Source organism: Bordetella genomosp. 8 (genome assembly GCF_002119685.1).
Taxonomy (GTDB): domain Bacteria; phylum Pseudomonadota; class Gammaproteobacteria; order Burkholderiales; family Burkholderiaceae_B; genus Bordetella_C.
In genome coordinates, this window is the sequence record NZ_CP021108.1 from 430,031 (window position 1) to 455,699 (window position 25,669).

Annotated in this window: 20 protein-coding genes; 9 read left to right on the forward strand and 11 right to left on the reverse strand. The window is 67.4% G+C overall.

What is annotated here, in order from left to right:
- The first annotated feature begins 79 nt into the window (after positions 1-79).
- From CAL12_RS01970 to CAL12_RS02000, 7 genes are all read left to right on the forward strand, one after another.
- The gene (locus tag CAL12_RS01970; protein ID WP_086062943.1) at positions 80-2,935 is read left to right on the forward strand and encodes a hypothetical protein; all 2,856 of its coding nucleotides are present in this window, start codon (positions 80-82) and stop codon (positions 2,933-2,935) included.
- Positions 2,919-4,202 (forward strand): hypothetical protein, encoded by a 1,284-nt coding sequence (locus tag CAL12_RS01975; RefSeq protein WP_086062944.1) that lies wholly within the window; start codon positions 2,919-2,921, stop codon positions 4,200-4,202. The genes CAL12_RS01970 and CAL12_RS01975 overlap by 17 nt, the downstream gene beginning before the upstream one ends.
- A 75-nt stretch (positions 4,203-4,277) precedes the next feature.
- The gene (locus tag CAL12_RS01980; RefSeq protein WP_086062945.1) at positions 4,278-5,420 is read left to right on the forward strand and encodes a metallophosphoesterase family protein; all 1,143 of its coding nucleotides are present in this window, start codon (positions 4,278-4,280) and stop codon (positions 5,418-5,420) included.
- On the forward strand, positions 5,417-8,071 hold the full coding sequence (locus CAL12_RS01985) for an AAA family ATPase (RefSeq protein ID WP_086062946.1): 2,655 nt from the start codon (positions 5,417-5,419) through the stop codon (positions 8,069-8,071). The genes CAL12_RS01980 and CAL12_RS01985 overlap by 4 nt, the downstream gene beginning before the upstream one ends.
- A 359-nt stretch (positions 8,072-8,430) precedes the next feature.
- Positions 8,431-9,408: a glycosyltransferase family 9 protein gene (locus tag CAL12_RS01990; RefSeq protein WP_086062947.1), complete on the forward strand. Its 978-nt coding sequence runs from the start codon at positions 8,431-8,433 to the stop codon at positions 9,406-9,408.
- 124 nt (positions 9,409-9,532) lie between these two features.
- Complete coding sequence (locus CAL12_RS01995) at positions 9,533-10,846, forward strand: O-antigen ligase family protein (protein ID WP_086062948.1); 1,314 nt, start codon at positions 9,533-9,535, stop codon at positions 10,844-10,846.
- A gap of 202 nt (positions 10,847-11,048) precedes the next feature.
- Complete coding sequence (locus CAL12_RS02000) at positions 11,049-12,095, forward strand: hypothetical protein (protein ID WP_086062949.1); 1,047 nt, start codon at positions 11,049-11,051, stop codon at positions 12,093-12,095.
- 10 nt (positions 12,096-12,105) lie between these two features.
- On the opposite strand, the gene CAL12_RS02005 is transcribed toward CAL12_RS02000, so the two are convergent.
- Entirely contained in the window at positions 12,106-13,038 is a 933-nt protein-coding gene (locus CAL12_RS02005; protein ID WP_086062950.1) for a LysR family transcriptional regulator, read from the reverse strand.
- A gap of 146 nt (positions 13,039-13,184) precedes the next feature.
- Between CAL12_RS02005 and CAL12_RS02010 the strand changes: the two genes are divergently transcribed.
- Positions 13,185-14,387 (forward strand): alpha-hydroxy acid oxidase, encoded by a 1,203-nt coding sequence (locus tag CAL12_RS02010; RefSeq protein WP_157793151.1) that lies wholly within the window; start codon positions 13,185-13,187, stop codon positions 14,385-14,387.
- Between the two features lie 67 nt (positions 14,388-14,454).
- Here the strand turns inward: CAL12_RS02010 and CAL12_RS02015 are convergent, their stop codons facing one another.
- The 3 genes from CAL12_RS02015 to CAL12_RS02025 all read right to left on the reverse strand — a co-directional run bounded on the left by CAL12_RS02015 (position 14,455) and on the right by CAL12_RS02025 (position 18,671).
- Positions 14,455-16,980, reverse strand: coding sequence for a TonB-dependent siderophore receptor (locus tag CAL12_RS02015; RefSeq protein ID WP_086062951.1), 2,526 nt, complete (start codon positions 16,978-16,980; stop codon positions 14,455-14,457).
- 100 nt (positions 16,981-17,080) lie between these two features.
- The gene (locus CAL12_RS02020; protein ID WP_232464672.1) at positions 17,081-18,151 is read right to left on the reverse strand and encodes a FecR domain-containing protein; all 1,071 of its coding nucleotides are present in this window, start codon (positions 18,149-18,151) and stop codon (positions 17,081-17,083) included.
- Positions 18,152-18,161: 10 nt separating this feature from the next.
- Positions 18,162-18,671, reverse strand: a complete 510-nt coding sequence (locus tag CAL12_RS02025; protein ID WP_086062953.1) for a sigma-70 family RNA polymerase sigma factor — start codon at positions 18,669-18,671, stop codon at positions 18,162-18,164.
- A 201-nt stretch (positions 18,672-18,872) separates the two neighbouring features.
- On the opposite strand from CAL12_RS02025, the gene CAL12_RS02030 reads away from it, so the two are divergent.
- A complete protein-coding gene (locus CAL12_RS02030; RefSeq protein ID WP_232464812.1) occupies positions 18,873-19,193 on the forward strand; it encodes a cupin domain-containing protein in 321 nt (106 codons plus the stop codon).
- A gap of 57 nt (positions 19,194-19,250) precedes the next feature.
- Here the strand turns inward: CAL12_RS02030 and CAL12_RS02035 are convergent, their stop codons facing one another.
- The 7 genes from CAL12_RS02035 to CAL12_RS02065 are packed head-to-tail and all read right to left on the reverse strand — an operon-like array spanning position 19,251 to position 25,638.
- Positions 19,251-20,015, reverse strand: a complete 765-nt coding sequence (locus CAL12_RS02035; protein ID WP_086062955.1) for an ABC transporter permease — start codon at positions 20,013-20,015, stop codon at positions 19,251-19,253.
- The gene (locus CAL12_RS02040) at positions 20,012-20,788 is read right to left on the reverse strand and encodes an ABC transporter permease (protein WP_086062956.1); all 777 of its coding nucleotides are present in this window, start codon (positions 20,786-20,788) and stop codon (positions 20,012-20,014) included. The genes CAL12_RS02035 and CAL12_RS02040 overlap by 4 nt, the downstream gene beginning before the upstream one ends.
- Entirely contained in the window at positions 20,785-21,801 is a 1,017-nt protein-coding gene (locus tag CAL12_RS02045) for an ABC transporter substrate-binding protein (RefSeq protein WP_086062957.1), read from the reverse strand. The genes CAL12_RS02040 and CAL12_RS02045 overlap by 4 nt, the downstream gene beginning before the upstream one ends.
- An 18-nt stretch (positions 21,802-21,819) precedes the next feature.
- The gene (locus CAL12_RS02050; protein ID WP_086062958.1) at positions 21,820-22,662 is read right to left on the reverse strand and encodes a TauD/TfdA dioxygenase family protein; all 843 of its coding nucleotides are present in this window, start codon (positions 22,660-22,662) and stop codon (positions 21,820-21,822) included.
- Between the two features lie 53 nt (positions 22,663-22,715).
- Positions 22,716-23,495, reverse strand: coding sequence for a class II aldolase/adducin family protein (locus CAL12_RS02055; RefSeq protein WP_198298453.1), 780 nt, complete (start codon positions 23,493-23,495; stop codon positions 22,716-22,718).
- Positions 23,496-23,527: 32 nt separating this feature from the next.
- Complete coding sequence (locus tag CAL12_RS02060) at positions 23,528-24,430, reverse strand: ABC transporter ATP-binding protein (protein WP_086062959.1); 903 nt, start codon at positions 24,428-24,430, stop codon at positions 23,528-23,530.
- Positions 24,427-25,638 carry a M20 family metallo-hydrolase gene (locus tag CAL12_RS02065; protein ID WP_232464674.1) on the reverse strand — a complete coding sequence of 404 codons (1,212 nt, stop codon included), beginning with the start codon at positions 25,636-25,638 and terminating at the stop codon, positions 24,427-24,429. The genes CAL12_RS02060 and CAL12_RS02065 overlap by 4 nt, the downstream gene beginning before the upstream one ends.
- Positions 25,639-25,669 lie beyond the last annotated feature (31 nt).

Sequence of the window (25,669 nt, forward strand, 5' to 3'; positions counted from 1 at the left end):
CCCGCCGTCGCGCTCGCGCCCTTCACTATGCGTTCTCGTTCGCTCGACGGGGCGCCAACCCCATACAGGCAGACTAGCGATGGCCGGCATCCACGGCACCCCCGTTCCAGTAACACTCCCTAGCCAGATTGCCCAGGACAGTCCGCGCGGCCAGGAATTCACCGCGCGGCCCAACCTGAAGCGCGCGGGCACCCGTAAACGCCTGGGCGCCGTCCTGCAAGCCGCGCGTGACAGCATGATGCTGTCCTTCCACGGCATCCCGGACCAGGCGGCGCGCAAGGCGGACACGAACCGCAAGGCGCTGAAGCTGAGCCGGGTGATCTACACCCTGCTGGATACGCTGGCGGCGGGGCGGGACAAGAACCTTCCCCTGCCCAAGGACGCCCTGCACCAGCTCATGGGCATCGTGGTCACGCAGAAGCTGGGCGCCACGCTGGAACGCATCGCGCAGCCCTTCGTCGACGCGTACGTCAACCGGGCGCCGCGCGAGGACGTGCTGGTGATCTTCAACCGGCTGAACGAGCTGGCGGGCGCCGTGTCGCTGTTTGCCGCGATGAACGAAACCAATCGCCAGGACGGCCAGGGCATCATCGAGGTCCTCAAGCGCGCCTGCCTGACGGCGCTGGCGCGCGACAGCGTCGGCGCATCGCTGGGCATGCTGGCCGGTTCCCTCGACCAGCCGCAGCCGGACCCGCGCGTCATCGCCAAGGCCTGGTTTTCGCTGGACCATGGCGTGCGGGAAGCCGCATGCAAGGAACGTCTTCCGCCCGTCGAACACATGCAGGCCGGCCTGGAATCCCTGTCCCACGCCTCTACCCGGGTCCTTTGCACCGTGCTGGCGCCGCAGGTGCCGCCGCATGCGCGCACGGCGCGGTACCTGCTCGAAACGGCGATCCATGACACGCTGCGCGACGTGCCGGCCGAGGATTACGCGGATCACCTGGATACCGGCCTGGTGCGGGAAGCCGTGCGCACGCACGTCGTCGCGACCATAGAGCGCAGGATCGCGCAAACCATCCACAGGCTGGAGAACGCCACGCGGCCCGGCATTCGCACGGCCGAAGTCGCGAATCGTGAATGGCATGACATCCGTGGCCTGCTGCTGTCGCTGGGCTGGGTGTACATGGCTCCGGACTACCAGGACGGCCTGGACGAACAGGCCCAGGCGGAGCGCGCCACGGAAAGACACTACGCCCGCGCGGTCATGATGGTGCCGCCACGCACCGCGGCGGCCTTCCTGGAGCGCCTGGACACGGAACGGCTGCTGGCCATGTACGGGCATCTGGATCTATGGTCCGGCGATGAACATGCGCACCTGTCCTCGCTGCTGCAACGTGCCTGCGGGGCCAGGCTGCACGAACTGCGCGATGCCGTCCTGGTCGCCCGGTCCGCCTTGGACGCGGCCGTGCACCAGGACAGGCGCATCGCCACCGCCCACGCACTGCTGATGCTCAGCGACGCCTTGGCGCAGTGGGAAAGGTTCGCGCTGGGCACGTCGGCCGCGCAGGATGGGCGCCAGGACCCCGGCGTCGATGCGGCCATTCGGCGGGCCGCGGGCAGCCTGCGCATGCCGGGCGAGCCCGGCATCGCGATGGGCCAGTCCACCCTGGGCGTGCTGGACGACGCCGCATTCGCCGATCTCTTGCGCAGCGACCATCCGCGTGTCGCCATGGCTCTGTCGCTGGATCCTTCCGCACGGGCAAATGAAGCGCGGCGGCGGCTGGCGCTTGCTGATGCCGCCGTCGCCGTCCGTCTGGCGCGGCTGTCCGATTTGTTGCGCGACCCCCTGCTCGCGCCGCGCTCCTTCACCAGCGCGATCGTGGGGATCTCGCTCGCCGACATGGCGCGGCGCGACATCAAATGGGCGTTCGGCGGTGGCCGCGCCCAAGACGCCACGCCTGCGGCGTCGCCGACGGACCGCGAAATCGGCACGATGCTGTACCGCGACGAGGACGCCGCGCCGTTGCCATGGGCGGAAATCCGCCGCCACGTCCGCGGCCTGCTCGGTGCCTTGCGGCACGTGCGCCAGGCCGCGACCCATGGGGAAGGGGGGCGACAGGGCGCGGATATGGATGCGCGGGCAACCGTCGACACGGCGATATCGGTCCTGCGGCGCCTGGAAGGGCACTCAGGGCTGCGTGCCGACGATCCCGGGGCGGGCCATCCCGGGGCGGTATTCTCGGACGCGGGCGACCCTTACTGGAACCCGCGGTGCCTGGCCGACATCGCGCCTTTCTTCGGCCTCAGGTACGAGCCGGCGTTCGGCATGGCCCTGCCCTTGTGCGGATCGATGCACCGCGCGCGCCTGCTGGCCGCCTTGGGGATGCGGATGGCGCTGCCGCCACCGGGCGGGCTGCACACGCTTGCGGCGCAAGTCCAGGGGGAGCTTCGCGACATCGCGGTGGACAAGCACTTCCATGACGCGGCGTACCGGCGCGGCGAGCTCTCCCTGAGGGTGAACGGTCATGCGGCGGATCCGTCCGCCGACCCCCGCATGGCCGCGCTGGGCGACGAAGTGCGGCGACAGTCCGCGCCATCCCTGGACCGCGCGTTGGTGAAACTGGCTGGCCTGGGCAACGGGATGGACATCGCCCTGACCCGTCTGATGTCCGCGCTGTCACAGGGGCTGGTGGATTTTGTGCAAAGCGCGCGCGATATGCCGGAAACATGGCGTTGGTCGCGCATCCCGGAACCGGAGGCGGTGCGCCATATCCATTTCGACATCAGCGAAATGGCGCAAGGCGGGTACCGGCTGGACATCGTGGCCTGCCTGGAAACCCCCCGCCCCGATATGGAAGTTCATCTGACTTTCACCGTACGTGCCAACGAAACCGGCGGCCGGGTTACCAGCCTGATCGTGCCACCAACGGCTCGCCTGATGAACTCCCTTTTCCACATACACACCGCGAGGCCCATCCATGACGCAGGTAAATAACATAAGCAGCGGCGGCGCCCATCCCGGCCTGCTCGGCGATTTTTCCGCTATCGCCCGGGACAACACGCCTTATTCGACACAACCGGGACGACGCAAGGCGTCGCAGCGGCGCTTCGCGCCCGCCCTGCGCGGCGGCGAGGGCCGCAAGCTGGTGGATGGCAAGCATCAAGAGGGTCGCGTGGACGCGCGGCGCGGCGCGGCGGCCATCGGGGTGCCGGGGTCGGGCCAGGCGCCGATGGCCTCAACGAACGCGACACCGGGGGTGGCGCCTCGCACGCAATCCGCGCCGGCCGGCTTGTTCTCCATGGACGACGGTGGCCAGTCAGGCGATGTGCTGCCGGACCGCGCGGTGATGCGGAAGATCTCCGCGGCGTCGTCAGCCAGCACCGGTGCGGCGCCCTTGCGACGGGTGTTGGCGTGCGTGCTGGATGCGCTGGGCAGCGCCTGCGACAAGGTATACGCGGGCGTGAATCAAACGGGACGCGAGCTGCAGCGGGGTTATCTTGCGGTCCATGGGGCATGGGCCTCGCTGGGACGCCATGCCGCGGATGCCCGCGGTGGCGCGCCATCCGCGACGGGCAGGAGGCCCTATGTACCGCTGCCCCCGATCGACCGGTCGAATGTCGCGATGATGGCTGGCGTGGAAGCGGACCTTATCGAAAGAGCGCTGCGGCGCTCCGCGACGGGGCTGGAGTTCTCGGGCGAGAACCTCACTTATCGCAACCTGTTCTACCTGATCAGGGACAAGACGTATCGCCTGCAGCAGGACGAAGCGGGGCGTGGCCTGCGCGCGCAGGCGGCGGACGACGGCGATTGCCTGATGCGCCGCGTGGCAACCGCGATCAACAATGCCCGCGATCCCTTCGGCATGCTTTCCAACGGCATCGAAGGCGCCGCGGACCCGCGCGTCTTCAAGCCGCTCGATGGCACCGGCGTATCGAAATTCGCCACGGCGCGCGCGCAGTACCTCGACTACCGCGACGCGCACTATCCGGATTTCGCGCCGACATACCAGCGGCTGGCGCAGTTTGGCGACGGCTTGACCAACCGCATCGTCGAGCAAACCATTGAAGCCCGGCGCGCGGCTTGCCAGGCCCAGGGCATCGAGTTCGACGAGGACGCGCTGATCGACGACGCCATGGTCCTGAACCCGGGCGACCGCCATCCCGTGACGGCCAGGCAGTTCAGCGACGACCTGCGGCGCATGCGGGTCTGCGCGGCCGAACTGGCGGCGACGCTGGCGCAGCGCACGTCTTTCCAGGCCTAGCTTGCCGGTCGCCGGCAAGGCCTGTCGGCGGTGGGGCGGCTGCTACACTCCCTGCAGTTTCCCCATGAGTGCGCCTTGGTTCGACTACTACACACCTCAGATTGGCAGATCGGCAAGCTGTTCGGCCAGTTCGATGCGGATGACGCCGCGATACTCGCGGATGCCCGCTTCCAGGTCGTCGAACGCCTTGCCGAGGCTGCCACCACGCGTGGTGTCGACCTGGTGCTGGTGGCCGGCGACGTCTTCGATGCGCAGACGGTCACCGACCGCACGCTGCATCGGCTGTTCAACGCCTTGAACGGCTACGCCGGTCCGTGGGTGTTCATCCCCGGCAATCACGATGCCGCGCTCAGCGAATCGGTCTGGACGCGCGCTGCACGGCTGAACGCCATCCCGCCGCACGCGCACGTGTGCCTGACGCCGCAGCCACTGGTGCTCAAGGATCAGGGCGTGGCGATCCTGCCCGCGCCGCTGACGCAGCGCAACACCTATAACGACCTGACCGAATGGTTCGACGGTGCGGATACCGCGCCCGGCCTGGTGCGCATCGGCATGGCGCATGGCAGCGTGCAGGGCATCCTGGCCGACGATATCGATTCACCCAATCCCATCGGCGCCGGCCGGGCCGCCCGCGCCCGCCTGGACTATCTGGCGCTGGGCGACTGGCACGGCTGCCGCCAGATCGACGATAGAACGTGGTACAGCGGCACGCCGGAAACAGACCGGTTCCGGGCCAATGATTCGGGCCAGGCCCTGGTGGTCGAAGTCGACGGCCCGGGCGCCGTGCCTACGGTGACCGCGCTGGCCACCGGGACATTCCGCTGGCGGATGGCAACATTGCAGTTGCGGGTGCCCAGCGATGTGGACGCCGCCATCCTTGAACTGGAGTCCCTGGGCCCGCGCGACGTGTTGCAGCTGGCCTGCGCCGGCCAGGTCGATCTCGATGGCTACCGCCGCTTGCAGCGGAGCATCGCCCAGGCGCGCGGCGTGACGCGCGCGCTGCTGGCCGATCTGTCGGCGCTCACCCTGCTGCCCACCGAGCAGGATATGGAAGGCCTGCGCGCTGACGGCTACCTGGGCGAGGTCATCGCCGACCTGCGCGCCCAGCAGGATGGCCCGGATAGCCAGGTCGCTCGCGATGCCCTGGCATTGCTGGCGGGGATCCTGGACCGCCGCGCGGGCAATGCCGACGTGACGCCGGCCAGGGACGCGCCGTGAAGCTCACCCGCATACGCATCGAACAGTTCAGGCAGTTCCGCGAGGCGATCGAGATCGATGGCCTGCAGGACGGCATCAATTTGTTCTCCGGTCCCAACGAAGCTGGCAAAAGCACGGTGGTTGCCGCGATCCGCGCGGCTTTCTTCGAACGCTTTCGCTCCAGCGCCGCGGAAGATTTCCGCCCCTGGGACGATCCGTCGGCGTCGCCGGCCGTCACGGTGGTTTTCGAACACGATGGCCAGGAATACCAGCTGATGAAGCGCTTCCTGGGACGCAAGCGCTGCGAGTTGCGTATCGGCTCGCGCGTGCTGGATGGCGCGGAGGCGGAAGAAGCGCTGGCGGTGCTGATGGGATTCCAGCATGCCAGCAAGGGCGCCAGCAAGGCGGAACACTGGGGCATCCCCGGCCTGCTGTGGATACAGCAGGGGAGCGGCCAGGACATACGCGATCCGGTGGCGCATGCGACAGGCCATCTGCGCACGGCGCTCGATGCGTCCGTCGGCGAAGTCGCCAGCACCCAGGGCGACGAAGTCATCGCCGAAGTCCAGGGCTTGCGCGATGCCTTGCTGACGTCCGCCACGGGCAAACCCAGGGGCGCCTACGCCGCCGCGCTGGAAAAATCCGTCGAACTCGAAGCGCTGCTGGCGGAATTGCAGCGCGAGGCGCTGGAATATCGGCACAAGGTCGATCAACTCGCGTCCTTGCGCCGCGAACACCAGGACGACGCGGCGACCCAGCCCTGGGCGGCCTTCCGGCAACAGGAAAAGGCCGCGGCGGCGGCGCTGGACCAGATCCAGAGCCTGCAGGACGCGCTCGCACTGGAAAGAACACAGGCCGCACGTTGGGACAGCCGGGCGGAACTGGCGCGCAATCGCCTGGAAGCCTACGCCGCGCAGCAGCGCGCCGTGGCCGCCCGACGGGAAATGCTGGCGCGGGCCGCCGACGCCCACGCGCAGGCCGCGGCGTCGGTCGACCCGTGGCGCGGCGAACTGGAAAAAGCGGAAGCCGCCCTGGCCGAGGCGCGCCAGCAACAACAGCGCGCCCGCCAGTTCGACGCCCGGCGCCAGCGTGATCGCGAACGCGCCGCCCTGCAGGCCCGTTGCGATGCGGCAACCGGTGCCGTGACGCAGGCCGAAGCGGAGCAGGCCCGGTTGATCGAGCACCGCCGCCAGGCGGCCGCGTTGCGCATCGACGAAGCCGTCGTCCAGCGCCTGCGCGAGGCCCAATTGGCCTTGCGCGAGCTGGAACTGCGCCGCGCTGGCGTGGCGACCAGGCTGCGTTACCGCCTGGAAGCGCCCGAAGGCATCGAAGCCGGCGGCGAAGTGCTGCGCGGCGACGGCGAACGGCAGCTGATCGCGCCGACCGTGCTGCGCGTGGCCGGCGTCGGCGAGCTGGAAATCATCCCCGGTGGCGCGGACCTCGCCGTACTCCGGCGCGAGCAGGAGGAATGGCTCGCGCGGCGCCAGGATCTGCTGGAAAGCGCCGGGGCGGCCAGCCTGGAGGACGCCGAGTCCCGCCTGCGCGCGCACGCGGCGCATCTGACCGAAATGCGTCACGCCGAAGCCACCTTGAAGGGGCTGACACCGCGCGGCATCGAAGCGCTGCGCGCCGAACTGGCTGATGCCCGGGCGCGCATCGCCGAGCTCGATGCGGCGCAGGCTCAGGCCCAGACGGCACCCACCGAAACCTCCGCCGAAGGCATCCCGGTGGCCGACGCCGAGGCGGTCGCCGCCGCCGCGGAAGCCGCGGTCCGCCAGGCGACGGAAGGCTGGCATGCGGCGCGGCTGGCCGAAAGCAATGCCCGCGCACGCGTCGAAGCCGCGCAACGCGAGTGCGATGCCGCCCACGCCGAACTGGAATCACAGGGCCGCGACGGCAGGCTGGCCGAGGCGGAGCGCGAACTTGCCCTGGCCGGCGCCGAGGCGCAAGCCGCCCTGGCGCGGGCGCAGGTCCTGGAGCGCCAGATCGCCCAGTCGCGGCCCGACATCCTGCGGCAGGACATCGAGCGCTTTCGCCGCAGCGCCGAACAACACGAAAAGCGCCACGCCGAGCGGCGCGACATGTTGTTCCGTCTGGAAGCCGAGCTGCAGGTCGCCGGTGCGCAGGGCCTGGACGAACGCGTGGCCGAAACCGCGCGCGACCTGGCACAGGCGCAACGGCAGGCCGCCGAGCTCGGGCAGCAGGCGCGCGCCCTGGACCATCTTCTGCGTCTGCTTCGCGGCAAGCGCGACATCCTGACCCGCCAGTTGCAGGCGCCGCTGCGCCGCGGGCTGCAGCACTATGTCGACCTGCTCTATCCGCAGGCGCATATCGAGATCAATGAAGACCTGATGCTGGGACCGCTGACCCGCGTCGGGCAGCGAGGTCCGGAAAGCAGTCTTTTCGAGGCGCTGAGTTTCGGCGCGCGCGAACAACTGGGCGTGATAGCGCGGCTGGCCTACGCGGATCTGTTGCGCGCGGCGGGGCGGCCCACGCTGATCATCCTGGATGACGCCCTGGTCCATAGCGACGACGCGCGCCTTGGCCAGATGAAACGCGCCTTGTTCGACGCCGGCACGCGCCACCAGCTGCTGCTCTTTACGTGCCACCCGTCCAATTGGCGCGATATCGGCGTCGTCCCGCGCCCGTTGGGCGAGGCACGCGGCGCCTGATTGCGCGGTGCTCATGCCCGCAGCGGCCCGACGGCTTGTCCGACGGGCCAGGCCAGGCAAATGTCCCTTGTTTGTAGGAAGTTACGTATGTGGGGCCTGGCGTTACCGGTGGCCCGGTGCGTTCGCGGTACACTGGTCGGGACGCAGATATATTGGGGTCGAACCGGCGCAACCTGTCGATCTCCGGGTTATTACTAGGTCTTTTACGAGCGGATTATCCGTCCGGCTCGTGTAATGTTCTCTATGTCAAAGTGTGGCAGCTAAATTCGTTTTAATTTGTCGCAGATAGTTACAGTCTTCCAGGCAAACTCCTAAATCGTTCATGATGGAACCGCGGCTCCTTTTGGAATTGTAGGACTATGCCCACACCTTCCGGCGTCATGCCCCCGTACGACAAGCCCCGAGCGCTGAGCGGCTTGCGCGGTGCCGGTCGCGTCGCGCTGCTGATGGCGCCACGGCTAGGCGACACCCTGCTGATGATGACCCTGGCGCAGAACCTGGCGCTCCATGGTCGTCAGGTGACCGTGTTCGGCGACTACGTCCATGCGCTCAAGGACTGGTTTCCCACCATGGACGTCCAGCCGTCGCTGCCGCAGGCCCGGGCGCGGGAAACCCTGGCGCAATTCGACTGCGTGGGTCAGATGCACATAGGCTGGCCCTATACGCTGCACGACTGCCATGACAAGTATTTCTATTACGACGCCCACGTGGTCGTGACCGGCCGTGGCTTCGTCAAGCTTTTCCAGATCCGCGATTTCTGCCGCGACGAGCTCGCCATGCCGGGCGCCACGACGCACAACGCCCTGCAGCCGCTTAACCGGCTGGACCACCGATCCTGTCCCGGCCGTATCGTGCTGCATCCCACCTCCACGGAGGCATTGCGCTGCTGGGCTCCCCATCATTTCGAAGCCTTGGGCGTGCGCCTGCTCAAGGACGGGTACGAACCCAATTTCCTGGTCGCGCCCCATGAGCGCAAGGACTGGATCTTCCTGAGAGACGCCGGCCTTAAGGTTCCCGAACTGCCCTCGTTGTCGGAAGTGGCCTCGCTGATACACGCCTCGGGCTGGTTCATCGGCAATGAGTCGGGGCTGGGACATCTGGCGTCCAACCTGGGCGTCCCCACGCTGTCGGTGACCGGCCGTCCCACCCGCACCAAGGCATGGCGTCCGGCCTGGGCCACGTCGCGCATCGTCTATCCCGCCTACATACCGGGCGGGCGTTGGCGTGACCGCCTGTGGCGCGACTGGCTGTCGCCCCGCAGTGTCATGTGGGCGTTCCGCCGCCTGCAGCAGGACGATCGCCGCAATCCCGTCGCGCCGCCCTGGAATGCGGCGTGATGGGCGGCTCCCCTGTTTTTGATCGACTTTCCCGCAAGTGGCAAGCTTGCCCCGCACGACCGAAGCAGCCCAAATCATGCATGGGGTGATGGATCGGTATTGCCCCATACAGTGATTTGAGTCCATGCCATCGCTATATCCCCGTCTGGCGGCAATACTCGCCCTACTCGTGCCCGCGTGCGCGCTGACCAGCGCTTCGGCCGGGCCCACCCTGCTATACGTTGCGGGGTTGCTGGCCATCATCGCGATCGTCCACGACCGGCTGCGCGGCCGTGGTGCGACCGGAACCGCCACCGACACGGCCGGCGACACCGCCACCCTATGGCCGGCGGCGATCGCGCTTTGCGCGCCCTTGGTGTCCGTGCTGTTGACGTTCATGCTGGTGGATGGCGCATGGAGCTCGTCGGAGTTCGAGAAGTTCTTCCGCTTCGCGCTGGCCTGTCCGATCGGCTGGCTGCTGCTGCGGGCGCCGACGCGCTGGCTGCAGCAGGTGCAGTGGAGCATATTGTTCAGCGCCTTCGCCGGCTCGATCATGCTGATCGTCATCATGCACACAGCCGATCTGGGCCGGGGAACGGTCAGCGATTTCGGCGGGCGATACAACGCCGTGGCCTTCGCCGACCTGACGCTGTTCTTCGGCTTCGCCGGTCTGTTGATGCTCCCATGGACCCTGAGCCGCTGGCCGCGCGTCGAAAAGGCCCTGAAGATCCTGGCCGCGGTGTTGAGCCTGTACGCGACCTGGCTGTCGCAGACGCGCAGCAGCTGGATGCTGCTGCCCATTTTCGGCGTGGTCGTCCTGTTGTCGCGCGCGCATTGGTCCCGCCGGGCCAAGGCCGTCTTCGTGGCCGGCCTGCTCGTCGTACTGGCGGGCGCCTCAACCCTGTTGTGGCAGATTCAGGACAGTCGCATGCGGGAAGTCGCATCGGACGTCGAAAACTACGTGGACCACGCCGACCGCGACACCTCGGTCGGCATACGCATGCAGCTCTGGCATGCATCGTGGCTGATGTTCCTGGACCATCCCGTGATCGGCACCGGCGCACGCAACTTCCGGACGAATCTCGCCGAGCTGCGCGATCGTGGCATCGTCACGCCCCTGGTCGCCAGCGACTACGGCGAACCGCATAACGACCTGATCGCGGCCATGGCCGGCTACGGTGCGGTCGGCCTGCTGGCCATGCTCACCTTGTACCTGTTGCCGGCGGTTATTTTCTATCGGCGGATGTTCCATCCCGATCCGCGCGTGCATATCGGCGCGCAGGTCGGCCTGCTGTTCTGCCTGAGCTATACGGCGTTCAGCCTGACGGAAATGATGTTCCGCAACATGCGGAGCGTGCCGATCTATGCGGTCACGATGGTGGTGCTGTACGCGTTGACGGCGCCGCGGCGCCCCGTCGCGGTTGCACACGCCGACGGCCTGTCCGCCGGGACGCGTTAGACAGACCCGGGCATCGTCCGATCCAACGTCCAGCTTGGTCTGATTCTGCCAGGCAACGGGAACAATACCGTAACGTTTCTGCAAACTTGCCGCAGGTTTTCCGCAGGCAAGCTGCAACGTGCCTAACGCCGCACATCCCTTCCATGCTTGCCCTCGGTACCGATAGGCGCGCGTTCTGCGCGCCTTACCTGTCGGAGACGCTATGGGCAAGTTCACTGAACAACAGCTGCAGCTCGCGGGTTCGCTCGCGCTCGAACGCAGTTTCGTGCTTGGAAATACGTACCTTACGGATAAGGACGCCGCCTTCGCCGGCGGTGGGTTCGTCGAAGGATTGGGAAGCGATGGCGCCGATGTGGATATCTATGCCATCCGTGAATCGCACCTGACCATGACGCAGGTGGATGCCACACGCTATGAACGCATCGTGGGCCGTGGCGGCATCCGCCTGACCGCGCGTGACCGGCAAGCGGAAATCTGCCGCATCCATACATTGGTTCCGGGCACCTCGATCAAGGTCGGCGTGCATTACCGGACCTGGGATGAACTGAATGGCCTGACCATCGCGGTTCATCTTCTGCACGAGGCCGGCCACCGCAACCCGCTGGTCCCGGCCGAGCCGCTGCCCCTGCGCGACCTGGTATTCCTGCACCGTCTGTATACCTCGCACGATATCCAGGGCGCCGACCGCTTGACCCGCGTGCGGCAGGAGATCGGCCGGCATCGCTTCCTGTACCTGCTTTATCGTCGCAAGGTATGCAGCCCATCCCTGCTGGGCAATCTGCTGCATGCGTGGGGGTCAGGGGCCTGGCGACAATGCGCCACGCTGGCGCATGAGATGGCCGTGGCGCATTTCCAGGCCTACACGCATTTGTTGGGCAACACCCACTATCACCCCGTCTGGATATTGCCATACGCGCGATATCGCGGTGTGCCGGAATCCATGGTGGCCAAGCTGGTGCGCATCATGGTGGACAAGGACCCCTCCAGCGACGAGGAGAGCCGCCGTTTCGTGAACGGCTGCCTGGATTTCATCGACGAAGTCATGACAGCCGCCGTGCATCCGCTAAGCCGGGTCAGCGGGCATGCCTGCCGCGAAGCCGCCTGCGCCGCATTGGAAATCCAGCTGGCGCGCCAGCCGCACGCCTGCCCGGAATGGGAAGCCGTGTATCACCGCAAGGTCCATGGTATGAACGACATCATGATGCGGGAATGGCTGGAGCGCTACGGAGATGCCGTTCGAGTGCAGTAGTAGTCGGATCTCAAGCCCTGCCTATGCACGGAGCATGCGTGAAATCGATGGTCGTGGCGACCATCGCGCGCATGCTGCCCAACAGGCCGCGGCTGTCGCCGCGGCGCCACTGGAACGCGTACTGCAGTGGCCGCAACGGCGACCTCGCGCCGATGCGATGCAGCTTGAGCCGTTCCGCCCAGCCAGCCGGCAGGAAGCCCACCCCCACGCCGGCGCCTATCATTCCCGCCACCGCCGCCCAACTGTTGCAGACGATGCGCTGTTCCACGCTGGCCTTGTGCGCCAGCACCCAGTCGTCCAGCAGCCGCGTCGTGCCGGCGTCTCCCGGTAGCGTCACCAGCGGGTGGCGGCGCAGCAGCTCCTGCACGCCTGGCTTGGTTGTTCCGCCGGACACCGAGCGTTTGCGCGGCGCCGCCATCAATGCCGGCGCCGCGACCCATTCGAAACGCGCCTGGCCTATGGCTTGCGACACCAGTTCGCTGCGCGGCGACAGGCCGGCGATGACGGCGAAATCGAGTTCGCCGTCGGCCAGGCGCCGTTCCAGTACTCCGCCGACATTCACATAAGGCTCCAGGACCAAGCCTGGATGCGTCCCACGCGCAAGGGCGACCAGGGCCGGCAACCATGTCAGGGCCGACAGATCGCCGACGCCGAACCGGCAATGGCCGCGCAATGCGACGGCGTCGGCCGTCTGGCGTTCGAACGCCGCGGCCGCGTCCAGCACTTGCAGCGCCACGGGAAGCAGCCGGCGCCCCGTGTCGGTCAACACCGCCTTCTGCCCGCTGCGATCGAACAGCGGCTGGCCGATGGCCGACTCCAGTTCCGACAGGCGCTTGGAGAGCGCGGAAATCGACAGGTGGATGCGTTCGGCCGCGGTGGCGAAATTGGCGCATTGCGCTGCCCACCAGAAGGCTTCCAACTGCTTGACGGAAGGCAGCGCCATATCAATGTCCGGGAAGTATGTTCGAAAAAAGCGAATGAATCTGTCGAATATATATCGCTTTTCCGCGCGCAGCCAGGCGCCTAAAGTGGATGCCGATCTTCCTGGAGCGGCAATCCATGCATGCGAACAGCACGAACGAAACAGTCATGTCGCCATCCGGCACGGCCGCCACGAGCGCGGATCGCAAGCCGCCAGCCGTGCTTGCCAGGATGCTTTCCCTGCATGATTTCGAAGCAGCCGCGCGGGCTCGGCTGCCACGGCCGATCTTCGGGTACATCGCGGGCGCCGCGGAAGACAATGCTTCGCGCGACGACAACCGGGAGGTGTTCGACGAGTACGCATTCGTGACGCGCGTGCTGCGCGACGTATCGCGGCGGACCCAGGCGGTGGAGCTTTTCGGCGCTCGGTATGCGTCGCCGTTCGGCATCGCGCCCATGGGCATCGCGGCGCTGTCCGTCTACCGGGGCGATCTCGTGCTGGCGCGCGCGGCGCGCGATGCCGGCGTACCGGCCATCATGAGCGCGACATCCCTGATTCCCATGGAGGATGTGGTCAGCGAGTGCCCCGGGACCTGGTTTCAGGCCTATCTGCCTGGCGACCAAGCGCGCATCGATGCCCTGGTCGATCGCGTACGACGCGCCGGTTTCCAGGTCCTGGTGGTCACCGTAGACATTCCCGTCTCCGCCAACCGCGAGAACAACGTGCGCAGCGGATTCTCCACGCCTCTGCGGCCCAGCCTGCGCCTGGCCTGGGACGGCATGCTGCGGCCGCGCTGGCTGGTGGAAACCTTGCTGCGGACATGGGCGCGGCATGGCATGCCGCATTTCGAGAATTCCTTCGCCACGCGCGGCGCGCCCATCGTGTCGTCGAGCGTCATGCGCGATTTCTCTGCGCGCGACAATCTCGGCTGGGAACATATGTCGGCCATCCGCCGGCGCTGGCCGGGCCCCTTGGTCATCAAGGGCCTGATCGGCGTCGACGACGCGCGCATGGCCAAACGTATCGGCGCCGACGGCGTGATCCTGTCCAACCACGGCGGCCGCCAGCTGGACGGCGCGGCGTCGCCGATGCGCACGCTGGAGCGGGTGGTGCAGGCCCTGGGCCCTGCCTATCCCGTCATGATCGATGGCGGGTTTCGCAGGGGCTCCGACGTGCTGAAGGCGCTGGCGCTGGGTGCGCGGATGGCCTTCGTCGGCAGGCCCTTCAACTACGCCGCGGCGGTGGCCGGGGAGTCCGGTGTGCGGCACGCCATCGGACTGCTGCGCGCCGAGATCGATCGCAATATGGCCATGCTCGGCGTGGATCGTTGCGAGGCGCTGGGCCCCGACGCGCTCATACGCAAGGCTTGATGCCGTCGCAACCGATCGCCACGGCCGCCTTGCACGTCGGCGGCCGTGGGCAGGCATTGCTGTGGGCCTAGAGGTGGTACCTGACCGTCAGCATCGCGTTGCGGCGGTCGCCGAACACGCTGTAGAAATAGCCCGGCGGGCGGATGTAGTAATCGCGGTCGAAGATGTTGTTCAGGGCGATCGACACGTCGACGTTCTGGTTCACCTGGTATCCCACCGTCGCGTTGAAGATGGCGTACCCGCCCTGGGTCACACCGCGGGTGATGGCGGTCTGCGCGAGCATGCCGCCGCCCACGCTCACTTTCTGCAACGGGCCGTCGGTGAACTTGTACTTGGTCCACAGCTTGAACAGATGCTTGGGGTCGGTGCCGTCGGTCAGGTCGGCGTCGTCATTGGCGAACTTCACGTTCAGATAGGTGTAGCCGGCATAGACGTTCCAGTTCGGCGTGGGCTGGCCGTTGACCTCGAATTCCACGCCCTGGTCGCGCGCCTTGCCGCCCGGGATGCTGCCGGTGGGATGATCGGGATCGGTGACCGCGCGATCCTTGTCGTTGATGCGGAACAGCGCCACCGTCGTGTTCAGGCGGTTGTCCAGGAAGCTGTTCTTCAGGCCGATTTCGTATTGCTCGCCCGTGCGCGGCGGCAGCAGCGCGCCGGTAAAGCTCGTCGCCGTCTGCGCCGTCATGAAGCGCGAGAAATTGGCATAGGCGGTCGTCGATGGCGTGATGTCCCATACCAGGCCCGCGGACGGCAGGAAACGGTGCTTGACGTCGGCGATCGTGCCCCAGCTTGGGTCCGCGGACAGGACGCTCTTGCTGCGTTCCTGCAGATAGGCCTCGCGCGCGCCCAGTACCAGCGTGACGGGATCCGCCAGTTTCACGCGACCCTGGGTATAGAAGCTGTACTGCTCCAGGCGGCTTTTCGCGTCGTAGGTGAAAGGCACGCTGACTTCGGGCACGTCGTCGGCGTCGTAGAGGCTGAACAGGCCGCCCGGATTGGGCCCGGCCAGGGGAACGAACCCGGATTTGGCGCGCTGGTTCATCTGGGCATAGTTGAAGCCGGCCATCAGCGTGTGCGTCAGGCCGAAGGCCTGCACGGGGCCGGATGCGTGGGTGTCGAAGCCCGCCCAGTCCACGTCCGTCAGCTGCCGCTGGTCGCCGAAGCGCGCCTGGCCGTCCGCGGTGGCGGCGGGACCGGAGTAGGCGTACTTGGCGCTGAGCCTGGTCTCGCGGTAGAAGGCCGTGGAGTCCCAGGTCCAGCCGTTGTCGAAGCGGTGCGTGAGGTTGGCGTTGGCTTCCTTCAGCGCCGTATAGGAGCGGTTCCAGTCCGGGCTGTAGTTGTCGTGGTAGGACCCCGGCACGCGGCCGACCAGTGCCGTCCGCGTATCGTTGATGACGCCGCCCGCGCCGTAGTCCAGGCCGGTGATCTTGGTGACCTGGTAGCCTCCGGAGAAGGACAAGGTCGTGCGTGGGGAAAAGTCGTAGTCCAGGGCGACGTAGCCCATCGCGTTGCGGTTGCGCGTGACGTCCACGGACTGCTGCCAGTTGTTGCCCGCGATCACCGCGCGGCCGCGCAGGGTGCCCGCTTCGTTCAGCGGGCCGCCGACGTCGAACACCTGGCGCGCGCCGCCGAAGGTGCTGATCTGCGTTTCGCTGGACAGATGGAACTCGTCCTGCGGGCGTTTGCGCACCAGGTTGACGGTGCCGCCCGGCTGGCCGAGCGAGTCGTCCGTCACGCCCGCCGGTCCGCGCAGGACTTCCACGCGGTCGTACATGGCCATGTCGAACTGCTGCTGGTATTGCAGGCCGTTCATGATGGACACGCCGTCGAATTCGATGCCCATCTGGTTGCCGCGCGCGCGGTAGTAGCCGGTGCCGTCGCCGTAGTCCACCGAGCCCACGCCCGTGACGTAGCGCAGGCCCTGCTGGATGGTGGCGACGTTCTGGTCGTCCATGCGTTCGCGTGTCAGGACGGAAACCGAGGCGGGGATCTCCTTGATCGGCACGGGGATCTTGCCGATGGTGGCGGTGTTCGCCGCATAGGATCCGCTGCCTTCCGTGGCGGCGTCGGAAACGGCGCTGCCCGTGACCTTGACTTCGGGCAGCGTCGTGCTGGTATCCGGCGCGGGGCGCAGCAGATAGCCGCCGTTGTCCTGCTGTACGGCTTCCAGGCCGGTCCCGGCGAGCAGCGAAGCGAGCGCCGCGCGCGGGGTATAGCGGCCGCTTATGCCGGCGGTGCGCTTGCCCGCGGCCTGGTCTTCCGTGAAGGTCAGCAGGACGTTCGCCGAGCTGGCCAGGCTGCGCAGCGCCGGCGCCAGCGCGCCGGCGGGAATGTCGAACTGCCGCGCCGTGGCCAGCGCCTGCGGGGGCTGGCCGGCTGCCGCGCCCGCGGGCTGCGCGGCGGATCCAGGCGCGGACCGGGGCGCGGATTGCGCCCATGCGTGATCCGGCACAGCCCCATACAGCGCCGTGCCGCAGCCGACGGCGGCCAGCAGCCGGATGATGGCGCGCGGCTGGAATGCCCGCCGCGTATCGGCCTTGGTTGATCGATCTGGCGTATCTGGATGCGCGCGACGGCGGCCGGCAATCAGCATGGGTTCCCCTAGGCTTATAGGTGTGCGATGAAGTCCTCAGGGGATATGTGCCGCGAGCAGGCCGATCGGGCAGTCGTCGCGCGAAATTTTTTTTTCGACTTCAGGCGATTGCTTCGATGGTCACCCAGTAGCGGGTGTGCCGTTGCACCCGCACGGGCAGCACCTTCGCCAGCATGTCCAGGATGCGGTCCGTGTCCGCCAGGGGAAACACCCCCGACACCCGCAGATCGGCCGCGCGTGCGTCGCAGCGCAGAAAGCCGGGACGGTAGCGGCCCAGTTTCGTCAGGAAGTCGTCGAGCCGCATGTCTTCCGCGACGATCTGGCCACGCGTCCAGGCGATGTCGGCGTCGCGCAGCGCGGATACGCCGTCGATGGCATCCCGGCTGAAGGTGGCGCGCTCGCCCGCGCGCACGGTGCGTGGCGCGGCGGCCGCCGCGTCGGGCCTGATTTCGACCGCGCTTTCGATGACGGCGACCAGGGTGGTCCCCTCATCCTGCCGCGCCAGGAAGCGCGTGCCGAGCGCGCGCAGGCGGCCTTCCGCGGTCTGTACGATGAAAGGCCGGCTGTCCGGGACGCCGTTCACCGGTACGTGGCCGGTAACGATCATGGCCTCGCCGGCGACCAGGCGCACCAGGCGGTGCCGCGCATCGAAGCGCACGTCGATGGCGCTATCGGTATTGAGCAGGATGCGCGTGTCGTCGCTCAGCACGACCTCGCGCTGTTCGCCGACGCCGCTGCGATAGTCGGCGGTTGCCTGCCGCCATGCCTGTGTCCGCGAAGCGAGCAGGGTGCCCGTTCCCAGTGCGCCGCCCCACAGCAGCATGCGCATGGCCTTGCGGCGCCCGGGCGCCGCAAGGCCCGCATAGGAAGACAGCGCCCGATAGGCCGCGTCCGGCTGCATGACACCCAGCCGGCGGGTGACCGCCTCGATATGCTGCCAGGCCAGTTCGTGTTCGGGATCGGACTGGCGCCATTGCTGCCAGCGCTGGCGCTCGCTTTCCGTCGCCTCGCCCGACATCATGACCGTCAGCCATTCGGCGGCGGCGTCCGCGGTAGCTTCGCTGATCGCCTGGCCGCAGGCCATGGGTGCGGCGTGGACAGCGGCGCGGCCCGGCGGGGCGCGTCTGTCGTCCGGTAGCGAGGATTCGGCGGGCGTACAGGAAAAGGGCATGACGTGGACGTCAGAACGCCAGCGCGAACAGGCATTGCCGGTTGGCGCGTGTCAGGTACTGCTTGACGGAGCTGGCCGATACGCCCAGCCGCCGCGCGATGTCGGCATAGCTCAGTTCCTCGAAATGGGCCAGCAGGAAAGCCTCCCGCACCTTGGGCGGGAGGCCGTCGAGCACGGCGTCCATCTGCTGCAGGGCCTCCAGCGCCAGCAGCCTTGCTTCAGGCGAGGGCGCAAGTTCCTCCGGCATGGCGGCCAGCATTTGCAGATAGCTGGTTTCCAGCAGCTGGCGCCGGTGGCGATGCGCCACGAGGCGGCGCGCGACGGTCACCAGGAAAGGGCGAGGCTCCCGTATCGTTCGTGCCGCGCCCGCGGCCATGACGCTGACGAAGGTGTCCTGCGCCAGGTCGGCCGCGTCGAAGCTGTTGCCGACCTTTTTGCGCAGCCAGCCGAACAGCCACCCATGGTGGTCGCTGTATAGCGTGTGCAGGTCGTCACGGGGGGAGGCTTCGGCGGTCGACATGAGGCGAGCGGTCTGGCGGTCTGGGTGGAATACGTGCGAATAGTAATTGTTATCATTTATAACGCATCAAGCGCCCGTCGGGCAATGCCAGTCTTGATATCCCCATGTCACGGCGATACAGTGGCACCCCCCAACGCCCGACCCTCGGAAAAAGACGTGACGCAAATCAACCCCAAGCTGGTGCGGTTCAGCGCCGGTCCCATGACCAACCCCGACATCGGCAAGCCGCGCCGTCCGATGGAAGGCGACACGGTCTTCCGTACCATCACCGGGTTCGAGGGCAACAACGGCCGGGCGTCGTCCGGCATCTGGGAAAGCACCGCCGGCAAGTTCCGCTCCGACACCACGGGATATATCGAGTTCGGCTACATCCTGGAAGGCGAGTGCCGTGTGGTCGATCCCGACGGCACGGTGCACCATTTGAAGGTGGGCGATCCCTTCGTGATGCCGGAAGGCTACAAAGGGCACTGGGAAGTGGACCGTTTCGTGAAGAAGGTCTGGTTCGTCACCCTGACGAGCTGACGCGCCGGCGATGGCGCCCGTCGCCCGGGCGTCGGGCCTCGGCCCCATCGCCCCGGGCTACTTCCAGAAGATGTAGCGTTTTTCCAGCAGATTGACGAAGCCGAAGAACAACAGGCTCGCCGCGGACGCGACGAAGATCGCCGACCAGACCTGGACGAAGTCGATCTGCAATACGGCCTGGAATATGGTCCATCCCAGACCGCCGGTCGCCCCCAGCATTTCCGTGACGATGGCCACGATCATGGCGCGCACGGTGGACACCCGCATGCCGGCCGCGGTCAATGGGATGGCCGCGGGCAGCCTCAGCCGCCAAAGGATCGCGGCCCGATCCGCGCCGAAGCTGCGCATCAGGTCGACGGCGCGCTGGTCCACGCGATCGAGCCCTGCCAGGGCATGCAGGAACACCGTGAATCCCACCGCCAGGGCCACCATGACGATCTTGGATTCCGGGCCCATGCCGAACCACAGCAGGATGAGCGGGGCATACGCCACGACCGGCACAGAATTCAACGCGGTGGCCACGGGCAGCATGACGCCGCGGGCCCGTGGCAGCATGGTCAGGATGATCGCCAACAGGATGCCCGCGCCGGCACCGAGCAGGAAGCCGGAGACGGCTTCCATCACGGTCATGCGAGCCGCGGCCAGCAATAGCGCGTGCTGGTCCACGATGGCGGCGAGTATGCGGGTGAAGCGCGGCAGGACGTAGTCCGGAAGCGCGAATGCGCGTGCGCACAGCTCCCACAGCACAGCCACGCCCAGCAGCCCCAGCGCGGCGCGGCGGGCCGCGCGAGGGTTGCCGGGCCTGGGCAATGTGACCTTCATAGCTCGGCTCTCCAGAAAACGACTTTGCGCTCCGCCCAGGCGACCAGCCCATAGAAGGACGTGCCCAGCAGGCCGGCCATCAGGATGGCCGCCCACAAGGCGACGAACTGCTCGTTGTACATGGCTTGCAGCAGCAGCACGCCCAGGCCCGTCGTATCGCCGAACCATTCGCCCGCGATGGCGCCGAGCAGGCTGAGCGTGCAGGCCAGCCGCAGCGCGACGAAAATCTGCGGCAGCGCGGCCGGCAGCTGCAGGCGCATCAGCAACTGGAGCGGCGTGGCGCCGAAGCTGCGCAGCAGGTCCACCTGGCGCCGGTCGACGGCCTCGAGGCCTTGCAGCGTGTTCACCGTGACGGGAAAGAACGTCAGGTAGAAGGCGATCAGGGCCTTGGCCAGGATGGTGTTGCCGAACCACAGCACGACCACCGCGCCGAAAGCGATCACCGGTATGGTCTGCGAGATGATGAAGAGCGGAAATACCAGTTCGCGCAGCAGCCGCATGCGATGGAACAGTACGCCGTTGACCACGCCGACGACGGCGCCGGCGGCGTAGCCCAGCACGGTCTCGCACAAGGTGCGCAGGAAGCTCGCCGCATAGGTCTCGGGCAGGGCGGCGATGGCCTGCAGGATGGATGACAGGCTGGGCAGGTAGTAGGGCTTGATGCCGCCCGCGCGCACGGCGGCCTCCCACAGCACGCCGACGACGACGATGGCGGCCACGCCGCGCAGCAGCACGGCAGCCGCCGAGCCGGCACGCGGCTGGCCCGCCTTCATGGCCGACGCTCCGCCACCGGGATGGCCTGCAGGAAGCGGCTGTCGAAGGCCTTGGAGACGTCGACCGGCTTGCTGATCACCTTGTTGGTGAGCAGGAATTCCTCTGCCTTTTGCATCGCCGCCGGATCGATCCAGAACAGGCCTTCGGACTTTGCGTTGCCCGCCGTCATCAGGCGGTAGGCCTCGGTCAGCATGAATTCCTGGTGTGCCCGGTCCAGCGTGGGCGCGACCTTCATGACGATATCGACCGCGTCCTTCGGATGGGCCATGGCCTCGCGCCAGCCGCGGATGGAGGCGCGCAGGAAGGCCTTGACCAGTTCGGGCTGCTCCTGCGCCGTCTTGGTGGACACGATCAGCGTGTCGCGAGGAAAGGTGATGCCGTAGTCTTCGGCCTTGAACATGCGCAGGTTCTGCTCGCCCACGCGCTGGCGTATGGTGTAGAGCTCGTTGTACCAGGTGGCGGTCACCACATCGACATCGCCATTGACGAAGGGCGTCACGCTGACCTGCTGCGGCTGGATATCGACTTTGCTGCGATCGACGCCCTGGTTGGCCAGCATCCCGAACAGTACGTACTGGGCGCCGGTGAACCAGGCGGTGACCTTCTTGCCCTCGAACTCTTTCAATGTCTTCGGGCCGTCTTTTTTCGTCACGAACACGAAGGGTGTGATCTGGTGCGACACGCCCACCGAAACGATGGGCATGCCCTTGTCGATCGCGGCCATGACGCTGTCGGTGCCGCCGGACAGGCCGAAGGTGTCGGCGCCGGTGGCCACCAGGTTCTCGGTCAGCAGGTTGGGGCCGCCCGGGTTGATGGTCAGGTCGATGCCTTCTTCCTTGTAGTAGCCCTTGGCGAGCGCATAGTAGAAGCCGGCGAACTGCGTCTGCGGCAGCCACTTCAGCCGCAGCGAGGCCTTGACCGGCTCCTTGGCGGCGGGCGCGGCCAGGGCGGGCGCGGCGAGTCCGAACGTGGCTGCCCACGCCAGCAGGGTAAACAAGCGCTTGGTCTTCATCGTTCTATCCCCTATTGTTCAAAAAGGCCGCGTGCCGGCGACCGTCGTCCGGTGCATGATGCGTCGGTACCGGGTGTCTTCGTAAGGCGTGGCGCAATGCATGGTGCAGCGGTTGTCCCAGATGATCAGGTCGCCCTGTTGCCACTTGTGCCGATACGTGAATTCGTCAGAGATGGCATGCCGGTTGAGCGCCGCGAGCAAGGTCTCCGCTTCGTCGGCGGGCAGGTCGTTGATCTGCTTGACGATGTCCTGGCCGACGTACAGCGACAGGCGGCCCGTCACCGGATGGGTGCGCACCACCGGGTGCACGACGTCGGGCGTGCGCGCCTTCTGCTCCTCGGTCAAGGGCGCGCGGTCGGCGAAAGCCTTGCCGTAGTAGCCGGCGTAGGAGTGCGTGGCGGTCAGGTTGCGGATGCGCGCCTGTGTCTCGGCGGGCAGCGACTCGTAGGCCAGGTGCATGCTGGCGAACAGGGTGTCCGCGCCTTCCGGCGGGACCTCCACCGCATAGAGCAGCGAGCCCATGCTCGGTTCGGCCACATACGAGAGATCGGAATGCCAGTTCCAGCCTTCCTTGTGATTGCCGATGGGCTTGCCGTCCTCGGTCACGTTGGACAGCACATAGATCTCGGGCAGTCCCGTGGTCAGGAATTGCTTCAGGACGTGGGTCATCAGGTCGCCGAAGCGGCGGCTGATATCGACGTGGCGCTGGTTGCTCAGCGCCTGCCCGCGCACGAGGATCAGGGAATGGCGGTCGACTTGCCGCACCAGTTCGTCCACGGCGGCGTCGCTGTCCGGCGCGGACAGGTCCAGTCCGAGCACTTCGATGCCGAATCCCGCATGCAGTGGGCGCGTCTGTAGCATTGGTGGTTCTCCAGTAGCGGCCGGGGCGTCCTGGCCGGATCAGAAAAGAATTGCTATTGCTTGTATGAGGCATCGGTGCGATCCAGCTGCCGCACCAGCGCCGGCCATTCGCGTTCGCCGGCTACGAGGATGTCGCCTTCGTTGTGCCAGAACTGGCGCGCGGCTTTTTGGCACACGTCGGCGTCCGGCACGACGATGGGCCCGGCGCCGCCCGCCACGGCGGCCTGCATGGCGAGCTGGATACGTGCGGCACGCTCGAAGTAGTACAGCAGCATGAAGGCTTCGCCGGGCGTGCGTCCCAGGGTCAGCAGCCCATGGTTGCGCATCAGCATGACCGGATGCTGGCCCAGGTCCGCCACCAGCCGCTGCTGTTCGTCCAGGTCGATGGCCACGCCTTCATAGTCGTGGAAGGCCTGGTGGCCGTAGAAGCGCATGGCGAACTGCGACAGGGGCAGCAGGCCGTCGCGTTGGGCCGATACCGCCACGCTGGCGTCGGAATGGGTATGCAGCACGCACACCGCGTCGTGGCGGGCCTGGTGGATCGCGCCGTGGATCACGAAGGCGGCCACGTTGACTTCGTAGGGCGTGTCGCGAAGCTTGCGGCCCTGCGTGTCGATCAGCACCAGGCTGGACGCGGTGATTTCCTCGAACAACATGCCGTAGGGATTGATCAGGAAACGGTCGTCCGCACCGGGCAACCGCAGGCTGATGTGGTTGTAGATCAGGTCGTCGATCTTCAATGCCGCGACCAGCCTGTAGCACGCGGCCAGCGCCACGCGGGCTTCCCATTCCGCGGCGGGCATGCCGGCGGGGCAGGGCGGCAGGGACGGCATCGAGGCACCGGTGCGGGTTGCCTGGCCGCCGCTCATGATTGCCCCTGGGCCGTGCCGGCCGCGGTGAATGACTTCAGGCTTTCTTCCTCGATGGCGGCGAGCAGGGTGCGCTTGAGCTCGATGAACTCGGGCGACGTGACGATATCGGGCAGGCGCGGGCGTGGCAGGGTAACTTTCTGCTCCAGCTTCACGCGGCCGGGCCGCGCCGTCATGACGAGCACGCGATCGCCCAGGAACAGCGCTTCGTCCACGTCATGCGTGATGAACAGGATGGTGCGCCGATGCTTCTGCCAGACGTCCAGCAGCCAGCGCTGCATCATGCTGCGGGTCAGCGCGTCCAGCGCGCCGAAGGGTTCGTCCAGCAGCATCAGGTCGCGATTGAACATGAAGGTGCGCATCAGCGCGACACGTTGGCGCATGCCGCCGGACAGTTCGTGCGGATACTGCTTCTCGAAACCGGCCAGGCCGAATTCCGGCAGCATTTCCAGCGCGGCGCGGCGGGCATCGCTGCGCCGCACGCCTTCCATCTCCACGGCCAGGATGGCATTGTCGATGACGCTGCGCCAGGGCAGCAGCAGGTCGCGCTGCGGCATGAAGGACACCTTGCCCAGCAGGTCGCGTGCGCGGCATGGCTTGCCCAGGAATTCGATGCGGCCGCCGGCATCCGGCTCTTCCAGTCCCGCGACGATGTTGAACAGGGTGCTCTTGCCGCATCCGCTGGGACCCACGACGGTCACGAACTCGCCTGGGGCGATATCCACTTCCAACTCGCGCAGTGCCTGTACCGTGCCGAAGGTCTTGGAAATCCCCGACAGGGCCAGCAGGGGCTGCGCGGCGGTCGTGCGCGCGGATGCCGCGGTCCGCTGCGTCGCATCGGTCTGCGCATGGGGCGTGGGGGGAGACGCCGGCAAGGCGGATCGGATGGCGATGTTCATGGCGCTTCCTCTGTCGCTAGGTCCGCGAGTACGTGGGCCAGCACCCGGGCACCAGCGTAGAGATGCTCGGGCTCGGCGTACTCGGCCTCGTTATGGGTGATGCCGTCGCGGCACGGCACGAAAATCATGGCCGACGGGCAGATGGCGTGCAGGTAGCGGGCATCGTGGCCGGCGGCCGAAATCAGGTCCCGGTGCGGCAGCGCCAGCGCGTCCGCCGCGGCGCGTATCCGCGCGCGCATGCTTTCCGGAAAGACCAGTGAATCCGCGGCGGACAACCGTCGCACCTGCACGTCGCAGGGGCCCGCGTGCGCCTGGCAGGCCGGCTCGACCAGCGCCGACAGGCGCGTGAGTTCGTCGCTGTCGGGATGGCGCAGGTCTATGGAGAACACGACCTCGCTGGCCACCACCGACGGCGCACTGGGCCGGACATCGAAGCGGCCCACCGTGAACCTCACGATGTCCTCTTCATCGTGCAATGCCGCCGCCAGCGCCTGCACCATGGCGGTCGCCGCCAGCAGCGCGTCCTTGCGTTCCGCGCGAGTCGAGGTGCCGGCGTGCGCGGCTTCGCCGCGCACGTGGACACGGAACGTATGCTTGCCCTGGATGCCGCTGACCACGCCGATGGGCAGGCCTTCGCGTTCCAGGACGGGTCCCTGTTCGATATGCGCTTCGATGTAGGCATGCACCGCGCCACCCATGGGGCGCCGCGGCAGGTGGCGCAGCGTTTCGGCCGTGGCGTCCAGGGCGTCACCGACCGAGATTCCGCCGGCGTCGCGCACCGCGCGGGTCTCTTCCAGGCCGCGCTCGCCCGCGAAAACGGCCGAGCCCATCATGCCGGGCGCGAAGCGCGAGCCTTCTTCGTTCATCCAGGCCACCACGTCGATGGCGCGGCGCGGCCGCACGCCTGCCGCCTGCAGCGCCTGCACCGCTTCCAGCGCGGCCACGACGCCATAGACGCCGTCGTAGCGGCCGCCGGTGGGTTGGCTGTCCAGGTGGGATCCCGCGAGCAGCGGGGGCAGGCCCGCCACGCTGCCTGGCCAACGCAGGAAGAAATTGCCCACGGCATCGCGGCTGGCCTGCAAGCCCAGGGCCGCGCCCCACTCGGCCATCAGCGACTGGGCCTGCGCGTCTTCGGCCGACAGCGCCTGCCGGTCGACGCCGCCCGCGGCGGTCGCCCCGATGCGCGCCAACGCATCGAGGCGGTTCATCAGCCGGTCCTGATCGACCCAGGCGGACGGT

Bases quoted from the DNA above. Each gene is read 5' to 3' on its own strand.
- CAL12_RS02040 (WP_086062956.1), bottom strand. From the start codon at position 20,788: ATGAAGGCGGGCCAGCCGCGTGCCGGCTCGGCGGCTGCCGTGCTGCTG.
- CAL12_RS02010 (WP_157793151.1), top strand. From the start codon at position 13,185: ATGTCGCCATCCGGCACGGCCGCCACGAGCGCGGATCGCAAGCCGCCA.
- CAL12_RS02065 (WP_232464674.1), bottom strand. From the start codon at position 25,638: ATGAACCGCCTCGATGCGTTGGCGCGCATCGGGGCGACCGCCGCGGGC.
- CAL12_RS01995 (WP_086062948.1), top strand. From the start codon at position 9,533: ATGCCATCGCTATATCCCCGTCTGGCGGCAATACTCGCCCTACTCGTG.
- CAL12_RS02030 (WP_232464812.1), top strand. From the start codon at position 18,873: ATGACCAACCCCGACATCGGCAAGCCGCGCCGTCCGATGGAAGGCGAC.
- CAL12_RS02055 (WP_198298453.1), bottom strand. From the start codon at position 23,495: ATGCCGTCCCTGCCGCCCTGCCCCGCCGGCATGCCCGCCGCGGAATGG.
- CAL12_RS01975 (WP_086062944.1), top strand. From the start codon at position 2,919: ATGACGCAGGTAAATAACATAAGCAGCGGCGGCGCCCATCCCGGCCTG.
- CAL12_RS02020 (WP_232464672.1), bottom strand. From the start codon at position 18,151: ATGCCCTTTTCCTGTACGCCCGCCGAATCCTCGCTACCGGACGACAGA.
- CAL12_RS01990 (WP_086062947.1), top strand. From the start codon at position 8,431: ATGCCCACACCTTCCGGCGTCATGCCCCCGTACGACAAGCCCCGAGCG.
- CAL12_RS02005 (WP_086062950.1), bottom strand. From the start codon at position 13,038: ATGGCGCTGCCTTCCGTCAAGCAGTTGGAAGCCTTCTGGTGGGCAGCG.
- CAL12_RS02060 (WP_086062959.1), bottom strand. From the start codon at position 24,430: ATGAACATCGCCATCCGATCCGCCTTGCCGGCGTCTCCCCCCACGCCC.
- CAL12_RS02000 (WP_086062949.1), top strand. From the start codon at position 11,049: ATGGGCAAGTTCACTGAACAACAGCTGCAGCTCGCGGGTTCGCTCGCG.
- CAL12_RS02050 (WP_086062958.1), bottom strand. From the start codon at position 22,662: ATGCTACAGACGCGCCCACTGCATGCGGGATTCGGCATCGAAGTGCTC.
- CAL12_RS02025 (WP_086062953.1), bottom strand. From the start codon at position 18,671: ATGTCGACCGCCGAAGCCTCCCCCCGTGACGACCTGCACACGCTATAC.
- CAL12_RS02035 (WP_086062955.1), bottom strand. From the start codon at position 20,015: ATGAAGGTCACATTGCCCAGGCCCGGCAACCCTCGCGCGGCCCGCCGC.
- CAL12_RS02045 (WP_086062957.1), bottom strand. From the start codon at position 21,801: ATGAAGACCAAGCGCTTGTTTACCCTGCTGGCGTGGGCAGCCACGTTC.
- CAL12_RS02015 (WP_086062951.1), bottom strand. From the start codon at position 16,980: ATGCTGATTGCCGGCCGCCGTCGCGCGCATCCAGATACGCCAGATCGA.
- CAL12_RS01970 (WP_086062943.1), top strand. From the start codon at position 80: ATGGCCGGCATCCACGGCACCCCCGTTCCAGTAACACTCCCTAGCCAG.